Raw genomic sequence first — 16,946 nt, forward strand, 5'->3', positions numbered from 1 at the left:
ACGTCTAATGTGGCGGCGATGCAGCGTCCTTTAACCAACGCCTAACCCGGGGCAAATGCCGCCGACTAATCGGCAAGCGCTGCTGCGTTCCCGCCACAAGCGCATGCACACGGCCGTCGAGGTCTTTTTCGATACCGCGCAGCGAATCACGTGCCACCAACGCACTCCGATGCAACCGTAAAAACCGCCCGCCAAACTCTGCCTCCAACTGCACCAATGAGTCTTCGATTAAATCCTCACCCGCCTCATGCTCGACCGTGACGTACTTATGATCGGCCACAAAGCACCGCACCGCCGATACCGGAATGAGCCCTAGGCCCGTGCGCCGGCGGCATAATAAATGCGCCCGTGAATCGCCGCCCTCAACATCGGTTTGCAACCGCTCGATTTGCGCAGCTGACATTGGTCGCGCCAGGCGCAGACGATTCACAATATCGAGGGTTGCCATGGGGTGATACAAAAAGGGCAGCGCTGCTTGGCGATACACGCTAATAAGCGGATCCTGCGCCTCTGCCACAAACACAATAGCCGGTGCACCCGGTTGCTGGCCCACCATAACGGCGGTTTGCAGATAATCATGCGTTGCCGATGCCGCGTGTAATAAGACGACGTCTACGGCCTGCTGCTGGCAGTAATCCCATAGTTCCGCCGGATCCTTAAGTAAGGCCTGCACAGTAATTTCTGCACTCGGCATCAGCTGCCGCACCAAAGCCTGACGAACATTTAAACTTTCACTTGCGATGATAATATCCATCGATTTGCCTCCAATGTTTTCGCAATGCCGGCACAGATAGCCGGTAACACAGAGGATGGATGAAGCCGACAACCGGTAACGCCGACTGGTTCACAGGTTGCGCAAATTATTCGGTAGTTATAACGGCTGATATACTGGCGTTTATGAACAAAAAAGATAAAAAAGGGCTGTGGAGCGGGCGTTTTACTGAAGCCACAGACGCATTTGTTGCGCAATTTACCGCTTCAGAACACTACGACCGTCGACTCTATCGCGAAGATATTCGCGGCTCACGCGCACATGCACGCATGCTTGCGGATGTTGGAGTGCTCACACAAGCCGATGCCGAGCAAATTATCGAAGGCCTGAATGCCATCGAGCAAGAAATTGAGGCGGGGCAGTTTCCGTGGGATCCAGCGCTCGAAGATGTGCATATGAACATCGAAGCACGCCTAACCGAGCGCATTGGCGAGGCGGGCAAGCGACTACACACGGGGCGCTCACGCAACGACCAAATTGCAACCGATATTCGGCTGTGGTTGCGTGCGGCCACCGATGAGACTGTTGCGCTGCTGCGTCATTTCCAAAAAGGCCTAGTTGATTTAGCCGAGCAAGAAGCCGATACCATCATGCCGGGCTTTACCCATTTGCAGGTGGCCCAACCCGTAAGCTTTGGCCACCATATGCTGGCCTGGTATGAAATGCTGGTGCGCGATGAGGGGCGGTTTATTGACGCCCGTCAGCGTATGAATCAAATGCCACTTGGCTCGGCGGCCTTAGCAGGCACCACCTTTCCAATCGATCGGCAACAAACCTGTGCTGAGCTCGGTTTTGACCACCCCACACGCAATTCGCTTGATGCGGTGTCCGATCGTGATTTTGCCATTGAATTTACTTCGGCCGCGGCACTAACGATGACGCATCTCTCGCGTATGGCAGAGGAATTAGTGCTCTGGGCCTCGCCCATGTTTGGTTTTATTGAGCTGCCTGATCGATTTTGCACCGGCAGCTCAATCATGCCGCAAAAGAAAAACCCAGATGTTGCAGAGCTTGTGCGGGGTAAAAGTGCGCGCGTGCAGGGCGCCCTGCACACATTACTTACCCTAATGAAGGGGCAGCCCCTGGCCTATAACCGTGACAATCAAGAAGACAAAGAACCGCTCTTTGACGCCGCTGATGCACTCAGAGATAGCCTGCGCGCCTTTGCCGATATGATCCCAGCAATGAGTGTGAATCGCGATCACACCCGCAATGCGGCTAAAGCGGGGTTTGCCACCGCTACTGATCTAGCCGATTACCTCGTACGCCGAGGCGTTGCCTTTCGTGATGCGCATGCCATTGTGGGCCAAGCCGTTGCTCTAGGCGTTACCCAACAATGTGATTTGGCTGACCTATCACTAGAAACACTACAGCGCTTTTCCGATGCAATTGAACAAGACGTCTTTGAAGTGCTTACGCTGGAAGGCTCCGTTGCCGCACGCAACCATTTTGGTGGCACGGCACCGGCTCAAGTGCGTAGCCAAGTGGCGGCCGCGCGCGATCGGCTGGCCAACGACTAGCGGGCCAGCCCCAAGCGCTCGGTCAGCCACTGACCCACCGCACGAATCTCTTCAAGGCACACCTGATGCGCCATGGGGTATTCATGCCATGCCACGGGATAGCCAAGCGCTTCAAGCGCATCGCGTGCGGTCTGACCCATTTCAAAAGACAGCACCGGGTCTTGATGGCCATGGGCAAGAAAAATTGGCGTCTGCCGATTGGCACTTGCCCGCGCCTGCGCTAAATGATCGCGCAGCGGCAAATAGGTAGAAAGCCCCATCACGCCAGCTAAGCCATCGGTATAACGCAACCCGGTATGCAGCGCTAAGGCACCGCCTTGCGAAAACCCAGCCAGCACCAAGCGAGAGGCGGGCACACCACGGTTTGCCTCGCGCGCAATTAATGCCTCAACCCAGCCGGCGGCTCGATCTAGGCCTGGCTCATCTACCGGTGTACCTGCTGTTAGGCCATAAACGTCATACCAGGCCGGCATTACCATGCCGCCGTTCACCGTCACCGCTTGCTCAGGAGCATGCGGGAAGACAAACCGCACCGACGCATCGGCAGGTAGCTGAAGCTCAGGCACAATCGGTTCAAAATCGTGGCCGTTGGCACCTAAGCCATGCAACCAAATCACACTGGCCTTGGCATCAGCCGGGCCGACTTCCACGGTTTCGAGCAACGCTTCGCTCATTGCTAGGATCACTCCTGTCAGAACACGATAAACCGCAAGCCTGCCACAGCAGGTATACTACGCGCCAATAAAAGGAGACTGCCCCATGTCGCGACCGACACAGCTGCTTGCATTAGTACTCAGCCTCTTCATCCTCACCGGCTGCGGTGTGAAAGGGGGGCTAACGATGCCACCGGATGCACCACCCAGTGAAGGTGAAGCAACGAGCGAATCATGAGTTTTAGTCGCCAGCAAGGTGAGCTAAACATTGAGGGCTGCGCGGTCTCTGCGTTAGCCGAGCGTTTTGGTACGCCGCTTTATCTGTATTCTCGCGCCGCAATTGAGCAGGCATGGCGCGCCTACGATGCCGCCTTTGCCGACCGCGAACACCTCATCTGTTATGCGGTAAAAGCCAACGCCAATCTGGCCATTTTGCAGTTGCTCGCCAAGCTTGGCAGCGGCTTTGACATTGTTTCAGGTGGCGAGCTTGAGCGGGTATTAAAAGCCGGCGGGCAGCCGCAAAAGATTGTTTTCTCAGGCGTTGGCAAAAGCCGCGCTGAAATTACCCGTGCATTAGAAGTGGGTATTTTGGCCTTTAATGTCGAATCAGAAGCCGAGCTTGAGCGCATCTCAGAAATTGCTCAGGCGCTTGGAAAAACAGCGGCCATATCGCTGCGCGTCAACCCCGATGTCGACGCCCGCACGCATCCCTACATCTCAACCGGGCTTAAAGATAATAAGTTTGGCATCGATATCCATCGTGCCGGGGCGGTGTATGCGCACGCCGCTCAATTACCCGGGCTAAATATTACCGGGCTGGATTTTCATATTGGCTCGCAGCTCACCGAAATCGAGCCATTAGTGGATGCGCTATCGCGCAGCTTGGCGCTGGTCGACCGGTTGGCCGAACAGGGCATTATTCTGGAGCACTTAGATATTGGCGGCGGCCTGGGAATAGCGTATCAAGATGAGACCCCGCCCACACCCGCGGCCTTAGCAACGGCCATCAAACCACTGCTGGCCAATCGCCCACAGCGGATACTCATGGAGCCGGGGCGCGCCATTGTTGGTGAAGCCGGGCTATTAGTCACCCAGGTGGAATACATCAAAACCGGGCATCGTGATTTTGCGATTGTGGATGCGGCGATGACCGATTTGCTTCGCCCCGCGCTTTACGATGCCTGGCAGCGGATTGAAACTGTCGATGCCGGGCAGGGCGAAGCACGCTTTTATGACATCGTTGGCCCGGTTTGCGAAACTGCTGATGTATTAGGGCGTGAGCGGCATCTGGCTTTAGCGCCCCATAGCCTGCTGGCAGTTTTTGATGCGGGCGCCTACGGCTTTGCAATGGCCTCACAGTACAACGCGCGTCCGCGTGCCGCCGAGGTATTAGTGGATGGCAATCAAGCGCATATTATTCGGCATCGTGAATCGCTAGAGTCACTCTGGCAGGGCGAAGTGCTGCTGGAGCCCTCATGAGCCTGTCTTTTACCAAAATGCAGGGCCTAGGCAATGATTTTGTTGTGCTCGACGGTGTTAACGCGTCTATCCACTTAACACCCGAGCAAATCCGTACCATTGCCGATCGCAGGCTAGGGGTGGGCTGCGATCAACTCTTGCTTGTTGAGCCCGCCACCCACGCCGATGCCGATTTTCGGTATCGCATTTGGAATGCGGATGGCGGAGAGGTTGAGCACTGCGGCAACGGTGTGCGCTGTGTGGCCCGCTTTATTGTAGAGCGCGGCTTAAGTGATGCCACCCAACTTACCTTCCAGACCCAACGTGGTCTTACCCGAACAGAGCGGTTGGCTGACGGGTTAGTGCGCGTTGATATGGGCGCCCCCGTGCTCAAGCCTGCCGATATTCCGTTTTTAGCGGATGCCCAAGCCAACCAATATCCACTAACGGTAGACAACACCACCTGGCAAATCGCCGCTGTTTCAATGGGTAATCCACATGCGGTGTTGCGCGTTGATAATGTCGATCAAGCGCCCGTTAGCACGCTTGGGCCGCTGATCGAGCATCACCCCTGCTTTCCTGAGCGAGTGAATGTGGGTTTTATGCAAATTATCGATCCAAAGCGCATACGGCTGCGTGTTTTTGAGCGTGCGGTGGGTGAGACGCCCGCCTGCGGCACGGGTGCCTGTGCTGCCGTAGTGGCCAGCATTTTAAATGGCTGGACGGAGGCTCAAGTAGAAGTTAGCGTACCAGGCGGTCAGCTAATGATAGACTGGCAGGGATTAAATACGCCGGTTTGGATGACCGGCCCGGCAGTCAGTGTCTTTGAAGGAAGACTAGCAGCAGGCATGGCATGACGCGACAAACCACAAAATCCGCGCCCATTGAGGCCAGCATTACCGAGGAACAAGTCCTCGACTTTCTGCGTACACATCCTGATTTACTGCGTCGGCATGACGAGGTACTCAGCGCACTCGACATTCCACATGACAGTGGCGATGCCATCTCTTTAGTGGAGTACCAAGCCCGCGTATTGCAGAACAAAACCCGCGAGCTCTCCACCCGGCTTGAACATTTGCTTTGGATTGCGCGCGATAATGATCGGTTGGCCGAGCAAATGCATCGCTTTACACTCGAAATGCTCAGCGCCAATGATCTTGAAGAAGCCCTCGTGGCATTGCGCGATGGCCTGCGCCAAGACTTTAAAGCCGATGTGGTGCAAGTTATCTTAATTGCAGACAAAGCCCCCACCAGCACCATTCCTGTGCTGGCACCAGATGATGCTGCCACCGAGGCGCTGCAGGCTCACTTCTCGCATGAAACTCCAGTACTGGGTGAGCTAGATACCGAGCGCCTGCAACTTGTGTTTGGTGAACAAGCAGCAGACATCCGCTCAGCCGCCGTTGTGCCTTTAGACGAACCACCCATACTGGGCTTTATCGCCATTGGCAGCCGTGACCCCGATCGCTATCACATCGAGCAAGGGACGGTCTTTCTCAGCCACCTCGGTGCGCTGGTTAGCCGTATTTTGCACCGTGCCATCGAGCCCTGATTACCTAGCTGAGGGCCTTGAGTGCTACCTCAGCTATCTTCGCCACGAGCGCCGCTTAGCAACGCTAACCTGCGAGCATTACGCCCGCGATTTAACGCACTTTCTAGCGCACTGCCGTGAGGCGGGCATCACCCAATGGTCGGCTATTGATGAAGGGCAGGTGCGTACTTGGGTGGCACAGCGGCATCGCCGCGGCCTTGGCTCACGCTCTTTGCAGCGCGGCTTAAGCGCACTGCGCAGCCTCTTTCGGTTTTTACAACGCGAACAACTGGCCTCGCACAATCCGGCAACGAGCGTGCAGGCACCTAAACAACGCCGCACTCTGCCGCATACCCTAGATGCCGATAGCATGGCGCAGTTACTTGATAACCAAGCTGGGCCCGCGGGCGATGACCCCCTTGCCATTCGCGACCGGGCCGTCTACGAGCTAATCTACAGCGCAGGCCTGCGTCTTGCCGAAGTGGCCGCATTAAACCTTGCCGATATGGATGGCAGCACCACCGAGCTACGCATTACCGGCAAAGGCGCAAAAACGCGCATTGTGCCGGTGGGCCGCATGGCCCAAGAGGCCGTCGCCGACTGGCTTAAAGTAAGAGCTCAACTGGCCACCCCACAACAATCGGCGCTGTTCGTCAGCCGCCGCGGTACGCGCTTATCACACCGCGCCATTCAGCAACGCCTGCAGGATCGTGCCCAACAACAAGGCTTGGGTCAGCAGGTTCACCCGCACATGCTTCGCCATGCCTTTGCCACCCATCTGCTGGAATCAAGCGGTGATTTACGCGCCGTCCAAGAGCTACTGGGGCATGCCGACATCAGCACCACCCAAATCTATACCCATCTAGATTTTCAACGGCTAGCCGCGGTTTATGATCAAGCGCATCCGCGCGCACGCCGCAAGTAACCGCAGACGCCTCAGGCTGCGTTAGAATGTACGTTCTATTTAATTGGGAGCTCCTTTGTGCAGCAATATCAGGGCACAACCATTCTCGCCGTTCGGCGCCACGGCCAAATCGCACTCGGTGGCGATGGGCAGGTCACGCTGGGCGATACGGTGATGAAGGGCAACGCAAAAAAGGTCCGCCGCCTTTTTCATAATCAGGTCCTTGCCGGTTTTGCCGGGGGCACAGCCGATGCCTTTACACTTTTTGAGCGTTTTGAAAGCCAGCTGGAGCAGCAGCGCGGCAACCTTACGCGCGCCGCGGTTGAAATGGCCAAAGACTGGCGCTCAGATCGCGCCCTGCGCCGGCTTGAAGCGCTACTGATGGTGGCTAACCAAGATGCCCTACTCATGATTTCGGGTAATGGCGATGTGGTGGAACCTGAACGTGACTTTATGGCAATTGGCTCGGGCGCAGGCTTTGCGCGCGCGGCTGCGCATGCGTTAGTAGATTCCACCACGCTCAGTGCCGAAGACATTGTGCGCCAGTCATTGAACATTGCGGCCGATATTTGTATCTACACTAATCATTCGCTCACCATTGAAACGCTGGGAGATAAAACGCCGTCATGACGCAAATGACCCCGCGGGAAATCGTCGAAGCACTCGATAAACACATCATCGGCCAAGCCGATGCCAAGCGCGCAGTGGCCAATGCCTTGCGTAATCGCTGGCGTCGTCTGCAGGTCGATCAATCGCTACGTGCCGACATTACGCCAAAAAATATTCTCATGATTGGCCCGACCGGCGTGGGCAAAACGGAAATTGCCCGGCGCCTTGCACGGCTTGCCAATGCACCTTTTATTAAAGTGGAAGCCACAAAGTTTACCGAAGTGGGCTATGTGGGCCGCGATGTCGAGTCGATCGTTCGCGATCTTGTCGATAACGCAATCAAAATGGTGCGTCAGCAAGAAATGGCACGCCAAGCCAATCGCGCTGAAGATGCAGCCGAAGATCGCATTCTCGATGCCTTGCTGCCGCAGGCCCGCAGCAGCACGGGCGAGGTAGACAACAGTCTAGAAACCACGCGCCAGAAAATGCGCAAAAAACTGCGTGAGGGCGATTTAGACGATAAAGAAATTGAGATTGAAGTGCGCGCCAGCCAACCGGGCATGGAATTTATGACGCCCCCGGGCATGGAGCAGCTGGGCAGCCAGCTACAGGGCATGTTCCAAAACCTCACAGGGCAGCGCAGCGAGCATCAGCGCCTGCGTATTCGTGATGCTTGGAAGGTGCTGCGTGACGAAGAGGCCAGCAAGCTCGTTAATGATGAAGAAATTAAAAGCAAAGCGGTGCAGTTAGTAGAGCAAAGCGGCATCGTCTTTTTAGATGAAATAGACAAAGTGGCTCGTCGCGCCGAATCCGGCAGTGGCGGCGATATCTCCCGTGAAGGCGTTCAGCGTGACCTACTGCCCTTGGTCGAGGGCAGTACCGTGTCGACCCGGCATGGCATGGTGAACACCGATCATATTTTATTTATTGCCTCTGGCGCGTTTCATGTCTCTAAGCCATCGGATCTGATCCCCGAGCTTCAGGGTCGCCTGCCCATTCGGGTTGAGCTCGACTCGCTAGGGGCGGAAGACTTTGTGCGCATCCTTACCGAACCCGATGCCTCACTGGTGCGGCAGTACACCGCGCTAATGGCCACAGAAGGGGTCACCCTCACCTTTACCGATGAGGCCATTGAACGCCTAGCCACCATTGCCTGTGAGGTGAATGATCTCACTGAAAACATTGGCGCAAGACGGCTACATACCATCATGGAGCGTCTGTTAGAGGCCGCTTCGTTTGCTGCGCCCGATCGCCAAGGCGAAACGTTGCACATTGATGCTGAGTATGTCGACGCACAGCTTGCCGACCTTGCGCATAATGAAGATCTAAGCCGCTATATTCTATGAGGCCATCATGAAAAGACCCGAGCGCAAAAACACCGGCGTGATCCCCACCGATATCCGCTTACATCGGCGCTCTCGCACCCTTGAGCTCGAATTTGACGGCGAACAAACCTACTCGCTCAGCGCAGAGTATTTGCGCGTGTACTCTCCTTCGGCCGAGGTGAGAGGCCATGGCCCCGGTCAGGCCATCTTGCAGGTTGGCAAAGAAGCAGTTGGCATTACCGATCTTGAGCCTGTTGGACAATATGCCATTCGCATTGTCTTTGACGATGGCCATAGCACTGGGCTGTATTCTTGGGATTTACTGTATGACTTAGCCACCCATCAGGCCGAATACTGGCGTGATTATTTGGCTGAGCTTGAAGCAGCAGGCTATCAACGGCGCAGCGATGATAATAGCGGAGACGCAGTATGAAAGATCTGGCTGATTTTGGCTTTGAGCAAGTGCCTGCCGAAGAAAAGGCCAGCCGCGTGGGCGAGGTTTTTAGCTCGGTAGCCGAACGCTACGATGTGATGAACGATTTAATGTCGGTGGGCCTGCATCGGCTTTGGAAGCAACAGGCCCTACGGCTTATTAATGCCCGACCGGGCCAGCAGGTTCTCGATTTAGCGGCAGGTACCGGTGACTTAAGCATTGGTCTTGCCCATCAGGTTGGCAAGCAAGGCCATGTGGTAATGAGCGATATCAATGCCGATATGCTCTCACGGGGGCGTGATCGGCTACTCAACGCGGGCGTAGTCGGCAATGTTGACTACACCTTGGCCAATGCCGAGCAGCTGCCTTTTCTGCCGCGCCAATTTGATCGAATTAGCATTGGCTTTGGCTTGCGTAACGTCACCCGTATTCCACGGGCTTTGGCCGCTATGCGTGAAGCACTGCGCCCGGGCGGTAAGCTTGTCATTTTGGAGTTCTCCAAACTGTATCTGCAGTCTTTACAACCGATGTACGATCTTTATTCTTTTCGTTTGCTGCCCCTCATGGGGCGGTTAGTTGCCAACGACGCCGATAGCTATCGCTACCTGGCCGAATCCATTCGCATGCACCCCGATCAGCCCACGCTGCAACAAATTATGGAAGATGTGGGGTTTGAAGACTGCGGCTACACCAACCTAAGCGGCGGTATCGTTGCCCTGCATTATGGCTATGTTTACTGAGCGCGCCATTAACCAACTACTGGCAAGAGACCCGTTACTCAACGAACGTCTCGAGCCGTTGCTAGGCAAAACCCTAGGCCTTCGCTTAAGCGAGCCCGAAATCAGTTTGCGTATCAGCTTTCATGTGGGTGGCGTGCATTTATCTCGAGAAGCTGGCGATTTAGATAGCTGTGATGCGGTGCTAGAGGCAACACCCGCGGGCCTTGCCAGCCTTGCGCTATCTGGCGGGCAGCGCAGCCGCAATGTGCAGTTACGCGGTGATATCGGCACAATTCAGGAGGTCCGGCAGCTGTTCTCTGGGCTTAACTTAGACCCTAACGGTACGCTGGGTGCCGGGCGCGAGGGAGCCGAAACATTACTCCGCAACCTTGCTGAGCTGGCAACTGAAGAGCGCGGCTGGCTACCCACCGCCCCCGAAGCCAATGAATTTATTGCCGGCGTTGATGCCCTACGTGAAGCCGCCGATCGCCTTGAGGCACGCCTGCGCCGTTTAGAGCAGCAGCGTCAGTCGGAGCAAACCCCTTGATTCCTAACCCCCGCATCGTATTGCGCCTTGCGCAAATCAACTGGGTCCTCCTTCGGCATGGGCTTGATGAGGTTTTGTTTGCCACACGGCTTTTTCGACCTGTGCGCTTCTTGCGGCTGTTTATGCCATGGATGTGGCTGCGCCGCCACAAACAATCACAGGGCGAGCGTATTCGGCTTGCCTTAGAAGATCTTGGCCCAATATTTGTTAAATTTGGCCAAATTCTCTCTACCCGGCGCGACCTGTTGCCCGCCGACATCATTAACGAGCTCTCACGCTTACAAGATCGCGTGCCGCCGTTTCCTAGCTCAGCAGCCAGAGAAATTATCGAGCAGGCCTATCAGCAACCGCTCGACGCCTGGTTTGCGCATTTCTCAGACACGCCGCTGGCCTCGGCCTCCATCGCGCAGGTGCATGCTGCCCGCCTGCATGATGGCCAAGATGTGATCGTTAAAGTGGTTCGCCCTGGCATTGAACAAGCCATTCAGCGCGACCTCCGCGTTCTGCATACCTTTGCCCGCTTAGCCGAGCGCTACTGGAGCGAAGGCCCTCGGTTACGCCCCGTTGAGGTGGTTCAGGAGTTTGATAAAACCCTGCATGATGAGCTCGATTTAATGCGCGAAGCGGCCAATGCTTCGCAACTGCGGCGCAATTTTAAAGACTCTGACCTGCTGTATGTGCCCGACGTCTACTGGCCTGCCACACGCCATAACGTAATGGTGATGGAGCGTATTTACGGCCTGCAAATCAGCGATATTGAGGGAATTCGTAACGCCGGGGTCGATATGCGCCGACTGGCCGAGCGGGGTACTGAGATCTTTTTCACTCAGGTCTTTCGCGATAGCTTTTTTCATGCCGACATGCACCCTGGCAATATCTTTGTAGATGTTAGCAACCCCGACGACCCGCACTATATTGCCGTCGATTTTGGCATTATGGGGTCTTTAAGCCCGGTTGATCATCGCTATTTAGCCGATAACTTTATTGCGTTTTTCAACCGGGATTATCGCCGCGTGGCTGAGCTGCATGTGGCCTCGGGCTGGGTGCCGGCAGATACCCGCGTCGATGAGTTTGAAGCGGCCATGCGCACCGTATGCGAGCCGATTTTTGAACGCCCGCTGGGTGAAATCTCGCTGGGTGCGCTGTTAATGCGCCTGTTCCAAACAGGCCGGCGCTTTAATATGGAAGTCCAGCCACAGCTGGTCTTGCTGCAAAAAACCCTGCTTGCCATCGAAGGGCTTGGCCGCGAGCTCTACCCCGAGCTTGATCTATGGGATACCGGCAAACCCTACCTTGAAGGCTGGATGAAAGAGCAGGTGGGGCCAAAGGCACTGCTTAAACAGTTCAGCCAAGAACTGCCCCGTTTGGCAGAAACGCTACCCGCGCTGCCGCGCCGACTCGATCATGCATTGCAGGAAACCGCGCTATTGCGTGACACGCTAAACGAGCAACAACAAAGCTTAAATGCATTAAGACAAGAAATCAGACGGGATAGTCAGCGCCGCCTCGGCGGCCTTCTCGGCACAACCCTCATTATTGCGGCGGTTTTACTTGCTAATATGCCACTGCCAGATGCGTGGCGCTATCTGCCTTTTGTGGCTGCCGGCACTGGCGTTGTTGCTTGGGCTTGGGTGCTACTCAGCCGGCAAATCACTGAGTAAAAATAGTTAAACCTTTTAGCAAATTGAGCGCTTCGGCCAACACATAATCTTGTGTAGCCAGTGCCGATGCCGGCGCTTGAGATTCTGAGTCAGCCTCAGCATCTCCGCGCAAATGGCGTGGTAAATCCGACTCGCGCGTTTGTCTTGCCACGGCCTCGCGCTCACTCACCCGCAGGTCATCAACACGCACATCCGGCACAATCCCTTCCGCCTGAATCGAACGACCATTCGGCGTGTAATACCGTGCTGTGGTCAGCTTAATTGCTGTGGCATTGCGCAGCGGCATAATCGATTGCACCGACCCCTTGCCAAAAGTGGGCTCACCCATTACCACGGCACGACGATGATCTTGCAAAGCGCCCGCCACAATCTCTGATGCCGAGGCCGAGCCGGCATTCACCAAAACCACAAGCGGTGCCCCCTCCATCACATCACTTGGGGTGGCACTAAAACTATCCTTTGCCCGCTCTACCCGGCCATCGGTGCTCACCAGCACACCGCTGGTAATAAAGGCATCGGCCACGGCCACGGCAGATTCAAGTAACCCACCGGGGTTGTTGCGCAAATCCATCACCAATCCTTTAAGCGGGCCATCATTCTCGGTCATTAACTCATCTACCGCATCGAGCACCGCCTCTCCTGTGCGGTCTTGGAACTGGCTGATACGCAAATAGCCATACCCCGGCTCTAGCAACTGGGTTCGCACACTGCGCACTTCAATAATCGCGCGCTCTATTACCACCTCAAATGGCCGATCATCATTGCCACGCAGCACCGTCAGCGTGACCTCAGTGCCCGGCTCGCCACGCAAAAGATTTAAGCTCTCCTCAAGCCCCAAACCCTTAACCGAGGCGCCATCGATCCGAATAATCAAATCTTCAGGCTGAATGCCGGCCGCCTCTGCCGGCGTGCCATCGATGGGAGCGATGACACGAATAAAACCATCCTCCATACCCACTTCCATACCCAAACCGCCGAACTCGCCACGCGTGCCATCGCGCAGCCGCTGATAGTCATCGGCATCTAAATAACCGGAATGCGGGTCCAAGCCTTCCAACATGCCGCGAATGGCATTACGAATCAGCGTAGATTCATCAATCGACTCGACATACTCCTCGCGAATTCGCTCATAAGCTTCGGTAAAGGTGCGTAGCTCCTCCAATGGCAGAGCACTGTCTGTTGCTGGCGACTCGGCGCTTAAGGGGCTGGCTGGTAGCAATAGGGCCGTTAAAAAAAGCGCACTACAAACCACGCCAGACTGTTTTAACCACTGCATGTTCTATCTTCCTTCGTACCAGGCGACCGGATTAACGGGCTCACCATTTGCGCGCACCTCAAAATACAGAGCGGCCTCTGCGCCACCCCCCGTCCGGCCCACCGCGGCAACCACATCGCCGGCATTTACCCTTTGTCCGACCTCAACATAAAGCGCTTGGTTGCGTCCATAAAGACTAATTAGACCATTTCCATGATCAATAATGAGCAGCAGACCCAAGCCACGCAACCACTCCGCAAAAACGACCGTCCCCGCGGCAACCGATTGAATAGGGGCGCCCTCTTCGCCGCCAATTAGCAATCCCGTCCACTGCAAGCCGGCGGCACTGCGGCTGGCACCAAATTGCTCAAGCACAGGGCCATTCAGCGGCCAACTGCCAGATTTATCCACTCGGGTGGGCGCACTCGCACTGGGCGCCGGCACTGGTGGAGGTGTTGCTGCCGCTTTTGCGCGTTGGGTTAGCGCGCGCACCAGCGCTTCCTGCTCGGCCACTTGGGCTTGATCATTATCGATTTCGTTGGCTAGGCGCTCGGCCACTGCGGCTCGCTCCTTAGCTGATGCTTCTAACGCAGCCAACACTTCTACTTGGGCCGCGCGCGCTGCTTGTTGCTCACGTTGCACCTCCGCTAATGCCTGCCGCTGCTTAGCCAATGCCGCCAAAGTGGCACGTGCACTTTGCAGCCGCTCGGCAACCGCCTCACCTAAATAACGGTCATAAATAATCAGCCGATCGCGCTCAGCCGGGGGCTCATCGGCAAGCAGTAACGCCATTTGAGGCGCCTCGCCACGGCGAAATGCGGCCCGCAAGGCGGCTTCTAAAAAGGCCTGATCGGCAGCCGCATCTTGGGCCTGCGCCTCAACCGCCGCTTCTAGCTCTGTTAGCTCTGCCTGCCGGGCGGCAATTTGCTGATCTAAATCGCGCAGCTCAACCTGCTGCTGGCCCATACGCTGCTCAAGCTCTGCCAGTTCAGCGGCCACACCCCCGGCCTTTTCTCGCTGCGCCTCAAGCTCGCTACTTAAGGCCTGCAGGCGCGCCCGCTGCTCGGCAAGCTCTGCCTGATTGGCATGCGCTGTTGCTGCCAGCATTAGGCATAAAAAAACCAAACACCCAATGTGTTTCATCAGACTGCCATCTCCGCTGGTATACTCCCTGTCACTTCATTCATCCTAACAGCGCATGAGTTATGGAAAGAGTTATTGAATTTGCCGTAAACAATCTTTTGCTGACCGCCGCCTTTTTTATTGTGGTCTCAGCAATCATTACTAATGAGATAATGACCTTTCGCAAAGGCCGATTTGCGATCGATACCACCGATGCCACGCGCTTGTTTAATCGCGATCAAGCGGTCTTTGTCGATATTCGCAACGAAAATGCGTATCAAAAAAGCCATCTGCCCGGTGCGATCAATATCCCACTCGAACACATCGATAAACGCAAGGATAAACTACAACGCTTTAGCGGCCAGACCATGATTGCCTACTGCGATACCGGCAGCAGCACACTCAAAGCCGTAAAAGCCCTGCAGGCACAAGGATGGGATAAGGTGCATCAGCTACGTGGTGGCATTAATGCCTGGCGGGATGCCGGCCTACCCATTGATGGACGTAAATAACCCAATAGAGGAGTTCCCATGGCCGACGAGCCAACACAACAATTTGCCATTCAAAAGCTCTACCTCAAGGACTGTTCCTTAGAAAACCCGGCAGCGCCCGCGGTTTTTCGTGAAACCTGGAAGCCTGAGGCCCGCGTTGAGCTCAACACCAAACACGAAGATTTAGGCGAGAATCTGTTTGAAGTCGTTTTAACCGTGACTGTCACGGCCACCAAAGACGAGCAGACCATCTATCTGTGTGAAATCCATCAAGCGGGGGTATTTACGCTAAGCGGTTTTACCGAGGAAGCCACCGATCAGCTACTCGGCGCATACTGCCCCGGCGTGCTTTTTGCGTATGCCAGAGAAGCCGTGTCTGATTTAACAACCAAGGCGGGCTACCCACCGATGCTACTGTCACCGGTCAATTTCGACGCCTTGTACGCACGGAAAAAGCAAAACCAGCAATGAAACGGATCGCGGTGTTGGGCGCTGGCTCTTGGGGCACTGCCCTTGCGCTGGTACTTGCACGCAATGGCCATGAGATATGTCTTTGGGGTCGCAGCGAAGACACCATGGCCATTATGCGCGAAAACCGCGTTAATGCTCGCTATTTGCCCGATCAGGTGTTGCCCCCCGCCATTACCCCAATGGCAGACCTAACCGCGGCCGTTAAAAACGCGGATGTCGTGCTCATTGCCGTGCCCAGTGCCACATTTGCTGAGCTCTGCCAAACATTGGCCACCACCTTAGTAACACCGGTGCCCATTGTTTGGGCCACTAAAGGCTTAGCCGCCAACGGGCATGGGCTGCTTCATGAAGTGGCTCAAGCCGCTCTGCCCGGCGCACCACTCGCCGTGCTTTCAGGCCCTAGCTTTGCGGCCGAGGTGGCCGCCGGGCTGCCAACCGCTATTGTATTGGCAAGCCATGATGCAAAGACGGCCAATCAGCTAACCGCCCTTTTTCATGACGAACGATTTCGGGTTTACACCAGCAACGATATGGTCGGGGTACAGCTTGGCGGCGCTGTTAAAAACGTGCTCGCCATTGCAACGGGTATCGCCGATGGCTTGGGTTTTGGTGCCAATGCAAGGGCCGGTTTAATCACCCGTGGTTTGGCTGAAGTGCGGCGGCTAGGCGCCCATCTTGGCGCGCAAGATGCCACCCTCACCGGGCTCGCTGGCATGGGAGATTTAATTCTCACCTGTACCGATGACCAATCTCGAAACCGACGCTTTGGCATTGCCCTGGGGCGTGGCGAGTCAGCAAACGATGCGGCTGAGCAAATCGGTCAAGTGGTGGAAGGGGCGTTTACCGCCGCAGAAGTGGCTGAAATGGCGCATCGATTAGCGGTTGAAATGCCGATCTGCCAACAGGTGCATGCGGTGTTATCGCAGAGGGTGGCTCCGCATACGGCAGCCCAACTTTTAATGGATCGTGCGCCTCGCGCTGAGTTTAATTAACATCCGCCGCTATAGCCCTGCTGCCGCCAGGCTTCAAAAACTGTTACCGCCACACTATTTGACAAATTTAAACTGCGATTACCGGGGCGCATTGGTAGCCGAAGCCGCTGCTCTGGCGCAAATAAGCTCAACACCTCGGCCGGTAATCCAGACGTTTCACTACCAAACACCAGCGCATCATTACTACCAAAGCTCGGCTGATCAAAGCGCCGCGTTGCGCGCGTGGTTAATGCCCATAACCGCTCAGGCTGCACCGCTGTAATAAAGGCCTGCAAATCCGCATGCACCTGCAAGGCAGCTAGCTCATGGTAATCGAGCCCGGCTCGACGCATCCGTCGGTCATCCAGTACAAAACCGAGCGGTTCAATGAGGTGCAAACGCGCGCCCGTATTCGCACACAAACGAATCACGTTACCGGTGTTGGGCGGAATCTCCGGTCGATGCAGTACAACATGGCAGGGCATGGGCGTAGATCATACCTGC

The 16,946-nt window shown here is 55.8% G+C and carries 20 protein-coding genes; 15 read left to right on the forward strand and 5 right to left on the reverse strand.

The annotated features are described in order from the left end of the window. Window positions 1–4: 4 nt before the first annotated feature. The gene (locus tag GH984_RS06610; RefSeq protein WP_153719420.1) at window positions 5–754 is read right to left on the reverse strand and encodes a LytR/AlgR family response regulator transcription factor; all 750 of its coding nucleotides are present in this window, start codon (window positions 752–754) and stop codon (window positions 5–7) included. A gap of 143 nt (window positions 755–897) precedes the next feature. Here GH984_RS06610 and argH point away from each other — a divergent pair, with 143 nt between their 5' ends. Beyond that, window positions 898–2,292 (forward strand): argininosuccinate lyase, encoded by a 1,395-nt coding sequence (argH, locus tag GH984_RS06615; RefSeq protein WP_153719421.1) that lies wholly within the window; start codon window positions 898–900, stop codon window positions 2,290–2,292. Here argH and GH984_RS06620 read toward each other — a convergent pair. Then, complete coding sequence (locus GH984_RS06620; protein ID WP_153719422.1) at window positions 2,289–2,966, reverse strand: alpha/beta hydrolase; 678 nt, start codon at window positions 2,964–2,966, stop codon at window positions 2,289–2,291. The two genes, argH and GH984_RS06620, sit on opposite strands and share 4 nt — an antisense overlap. A gap of 85 nt (window positions 2,967–3,051) precedes the next feature. On the opposite strand from GH984_RS06620, the gene lptM reads away from it, so the two are divergent. Genes lptM through ubiB form a run of 11 tightly spaced genes read left to right on the forward strand, consistent with a single transcriptional unit; the run spans window position 3,052 to window position 12,132 of the window. Next, window positions 3,052–3,183: an LPS translocon maturation chaperone LptM gene (lptM, locus tag GH984_RS06625; protein WP_153719423.1), complete on the forward strand. Its 132-nt coding sequence runs from the start codon at window positions 3,052–3,054 to the stop codon at window positions 3,181–3,183. Then, the gene (lysA, locus tag GH984_RS06630) at window positions 3,180–4,424 is read left to right on the forward strand and encodes a diaminopimelate decarboxylase (protein WP_153719424.1); all 1,245 of its coding nucleotides are present in this window, start codon (window positions 3,180–3,182) and stop codon (window positions 4,422–4,424) included. The genes lptM and lysA overlap by 4 nt, the downstream gene beginning before the upstream one ends. Then, window positions 4,421–5,260: a diaminopimelate epimerase gene (dapF, locus tag GH984_RS06635; protein ID WP_153719425.1), complete on the forward strand. Its 840-nt coding sequence runs from the start codon at window positions 4,421–4,423 to the stop codon at window positions 5,258–5,260. Before lysA ends, dapF begins: the two co-directional genes overlap by 4 nt. Next, window positions 5,257–5,955, forward strand: coding sequence for a DUF484 family protein (locus GH984_RS06640; RefSeq protein WP_153719426.1), 699 nt, complete (start codon window positions 5,257–5,259; stop codon window positions 5,953–5,955). The genes dapF and GH984_RS06640 overlap by 4 nt, the downstream gene beginning before the upstream one ends. Beyond that, the gene (gene xerC / locus GH984_RS06645) at window positions 5,939–6,859 is read left to right on the forward strand and encodes a tyrosine recombinase XerC (protein ID WP_369691978.1); all 921 of its coding nucleotides are present in this window, start codon (window positions 5,939–5,941) and stop codon (window positions 6,857–6,859) included. Before GH984_RS06640 ends, xerC begins: the two co-directional genes overlap by 17 nt. A gap of 57 nt (window positions 6,860–6,916) precedes the next feature. Next, window positions 6,917–7,468, forward strand: a complete 552-nt coding sequence (gene hslV, locus GH984_RS06650) for an ATP-dependent protease subunit HslV (protein WP_369691979.1) — start codon at window positions 6,917–6,919, stop codon at window positions 7,466–7,468. Continuing rightward, complete coding sequence (hslU, locus tag GH984_RS06655) at window positions 7,465–8,793, forward strand: ATP-dependent protease ATPase subunit HslU (RefSeq protein WP_153719428.1); 1,329 nt, start codon at window positions 7,465–7,467, stop codon at window positions 8,791–8,793. The genes hslV and hslU overlap by 4 nt, the downstream gene beginning before the upstream one ends. 7 nt (window positions 8,794–8,800) lie before the next feature. Continuing rightward, window positions 8,801–9,205: a gamma-butyrobetaine hydroxylase family protein gene (locus GH984_RS06660; protein WP_153719429.1), complete on the forward strand. Its 405-nt coding sequence runs from the start codon at window positions 8,801–8,803 to the stop codon at window positions 9,203–9,205. After that, on the forward strand, window positions 9,202–9,945 hold the full coding sequence (locus GH984_RS06665) for a class I SAM-dependent methyltransferase (RefSeq protein ID WP_153719430.1): 744 nt from the start codon (window positions 9,202–9,204) through the stop codon (window positions 9,943–9,945). Before GH984_RS06660 ends, GH984_RS06665 begins: the two co-directional genes overlap by 4 nt. After that, complete coding sequence (locus GH984_RS06670; protein WP_172973193.1) at window positions 9,935–10,471, forward strand: ubiquinone biosynthesis accessory factor UbiJ; 537 nt, start codon at window positions 9,935–9,937, stop codon at window positions 10,469–10,471. Before GH984_RS06665 ends, GH984_RS06670 begins: the two co-directional genes overlap by 11 nt. Then, window positions 10,468–12,132, forward strand: a complete 1,665-nt coding sequence (gene ubiB / locus GH984_RS06675) for a ubiquinone biosynthesis regulatory protein kinase UbiB (protein ID WP_153719432.1) — start codon at window positions 10,468–10,470, stop codon at window positions 12,130–12,132. The genes GH984_RS06670 and ubiB overlap by 4 nt, the downstream gene beginning before the upstream one ends. Here ubiB and GH984_RS06680 read toward each other — a convergent pair. Continuing rightward, window positions 12,122–13,408 carry a S41 family peptidase gene (locus GH984_RS06680; protein ID WP_153719433.1) on the reverse strand — a complete coding sequence of 429 codons (1,287 nt, stop codon included), beginning with the start codon at window positions 13,406–13,408 and terminating at the stop codon, window positions 12,122–12,124. The genes ubiB and GH984_RS06680 overlap by 11 nt on opposite strands. Before the next feature lie 3 nt (window positions 13,409–13,411). Next, window positions 13,412–14,530: a murein hydrolase activator EnvC family protein gene (locus tag GH984_RS06685; protein ID WP_153719434.1), complete on the reverse strand. Its 1,119-nt coding sequence runs from the start codon at window positions 14,528–14,530 to the stop codon at window positions 13,412–13,414. A gap of 62 nt (window positions 14,531–14,592) precedes the next feature. On the opposite strand from GH984_RS06685, the gene GH984_RS06690 reads away from it, so the two are divergent. From GH984_RS06690 to GH984_RS06700, 3 genes are read left to right on the forward strand one after another with little or no spacing between them, the layout of a single operon-like run. Beyond that, entirely contained in the window at window positions 14,593–15,021 is a 429-nt protein-coding gene (locus GH984_RS06690) for a rhodanese-like domain-containing protein (protein WP_153719435.1), read from the forward strand. 18 nt (window positions 15,022–15,039) lie between these two features. Further along, window positions 15,040–15,471 (forward strand): protein-export chaperone SecB, encoded by a 432-nt coding sequence (gene secB / locus GH984_RS06695; protein ID WP_153719436.1) that lies wholly within the window; start codon window positions 15,040–15,042, stop codon window positions 15,469–15,471. Further along, entirely contained in the window at window positions 15,468–16,463 is a 996-nt protein-coding gene (locus GH984_RS06700) for an NAD(P)H-dependent glycerol-3-phosphate dehydrogenase (protein WP_153719437.1), read from the forward strand. The genes secB and GH984_RS06700 overlap by 4 nt, the downstream gene beginning before the upstream one ends. On the opposite strand, the gene trmL is transcribed toward GH984_RS06700, so the two are convergent. Then, window positions 16,460–16,927: a tRNA (uridine(34)/cytosine(34)/5-carboxymethylaminomethyluridine(34)-2'-O)-methyltransferase TrmL gene (gene trmL, locus GH984_RS06705; protein ID WP_153719438.1), complete on the reverse strand. Its 468-nt coding sequence runs from the start codon at window positions 16,925–16,927 to the stop codon at window positions 16,460–16,462. The genes GH984_RS06700 and trmL overlap by 4 nt on opposite strands. Between the last annotated feature and the right edge of the window lie 19 nt (window positions 16,928–16,946).

The sequence above is a fragment of the Spiribacter salilacus genome, from assembly GCF_009649225.1.
In the GTDB taxonomy this organism is placed as follows: domain Bacteria; phylum Pseudomonadota; class Gammaproteobacteria; order Nitrococcales; family Nitrococcaceae; genus Spiribacter; species Spiribacter salilacus.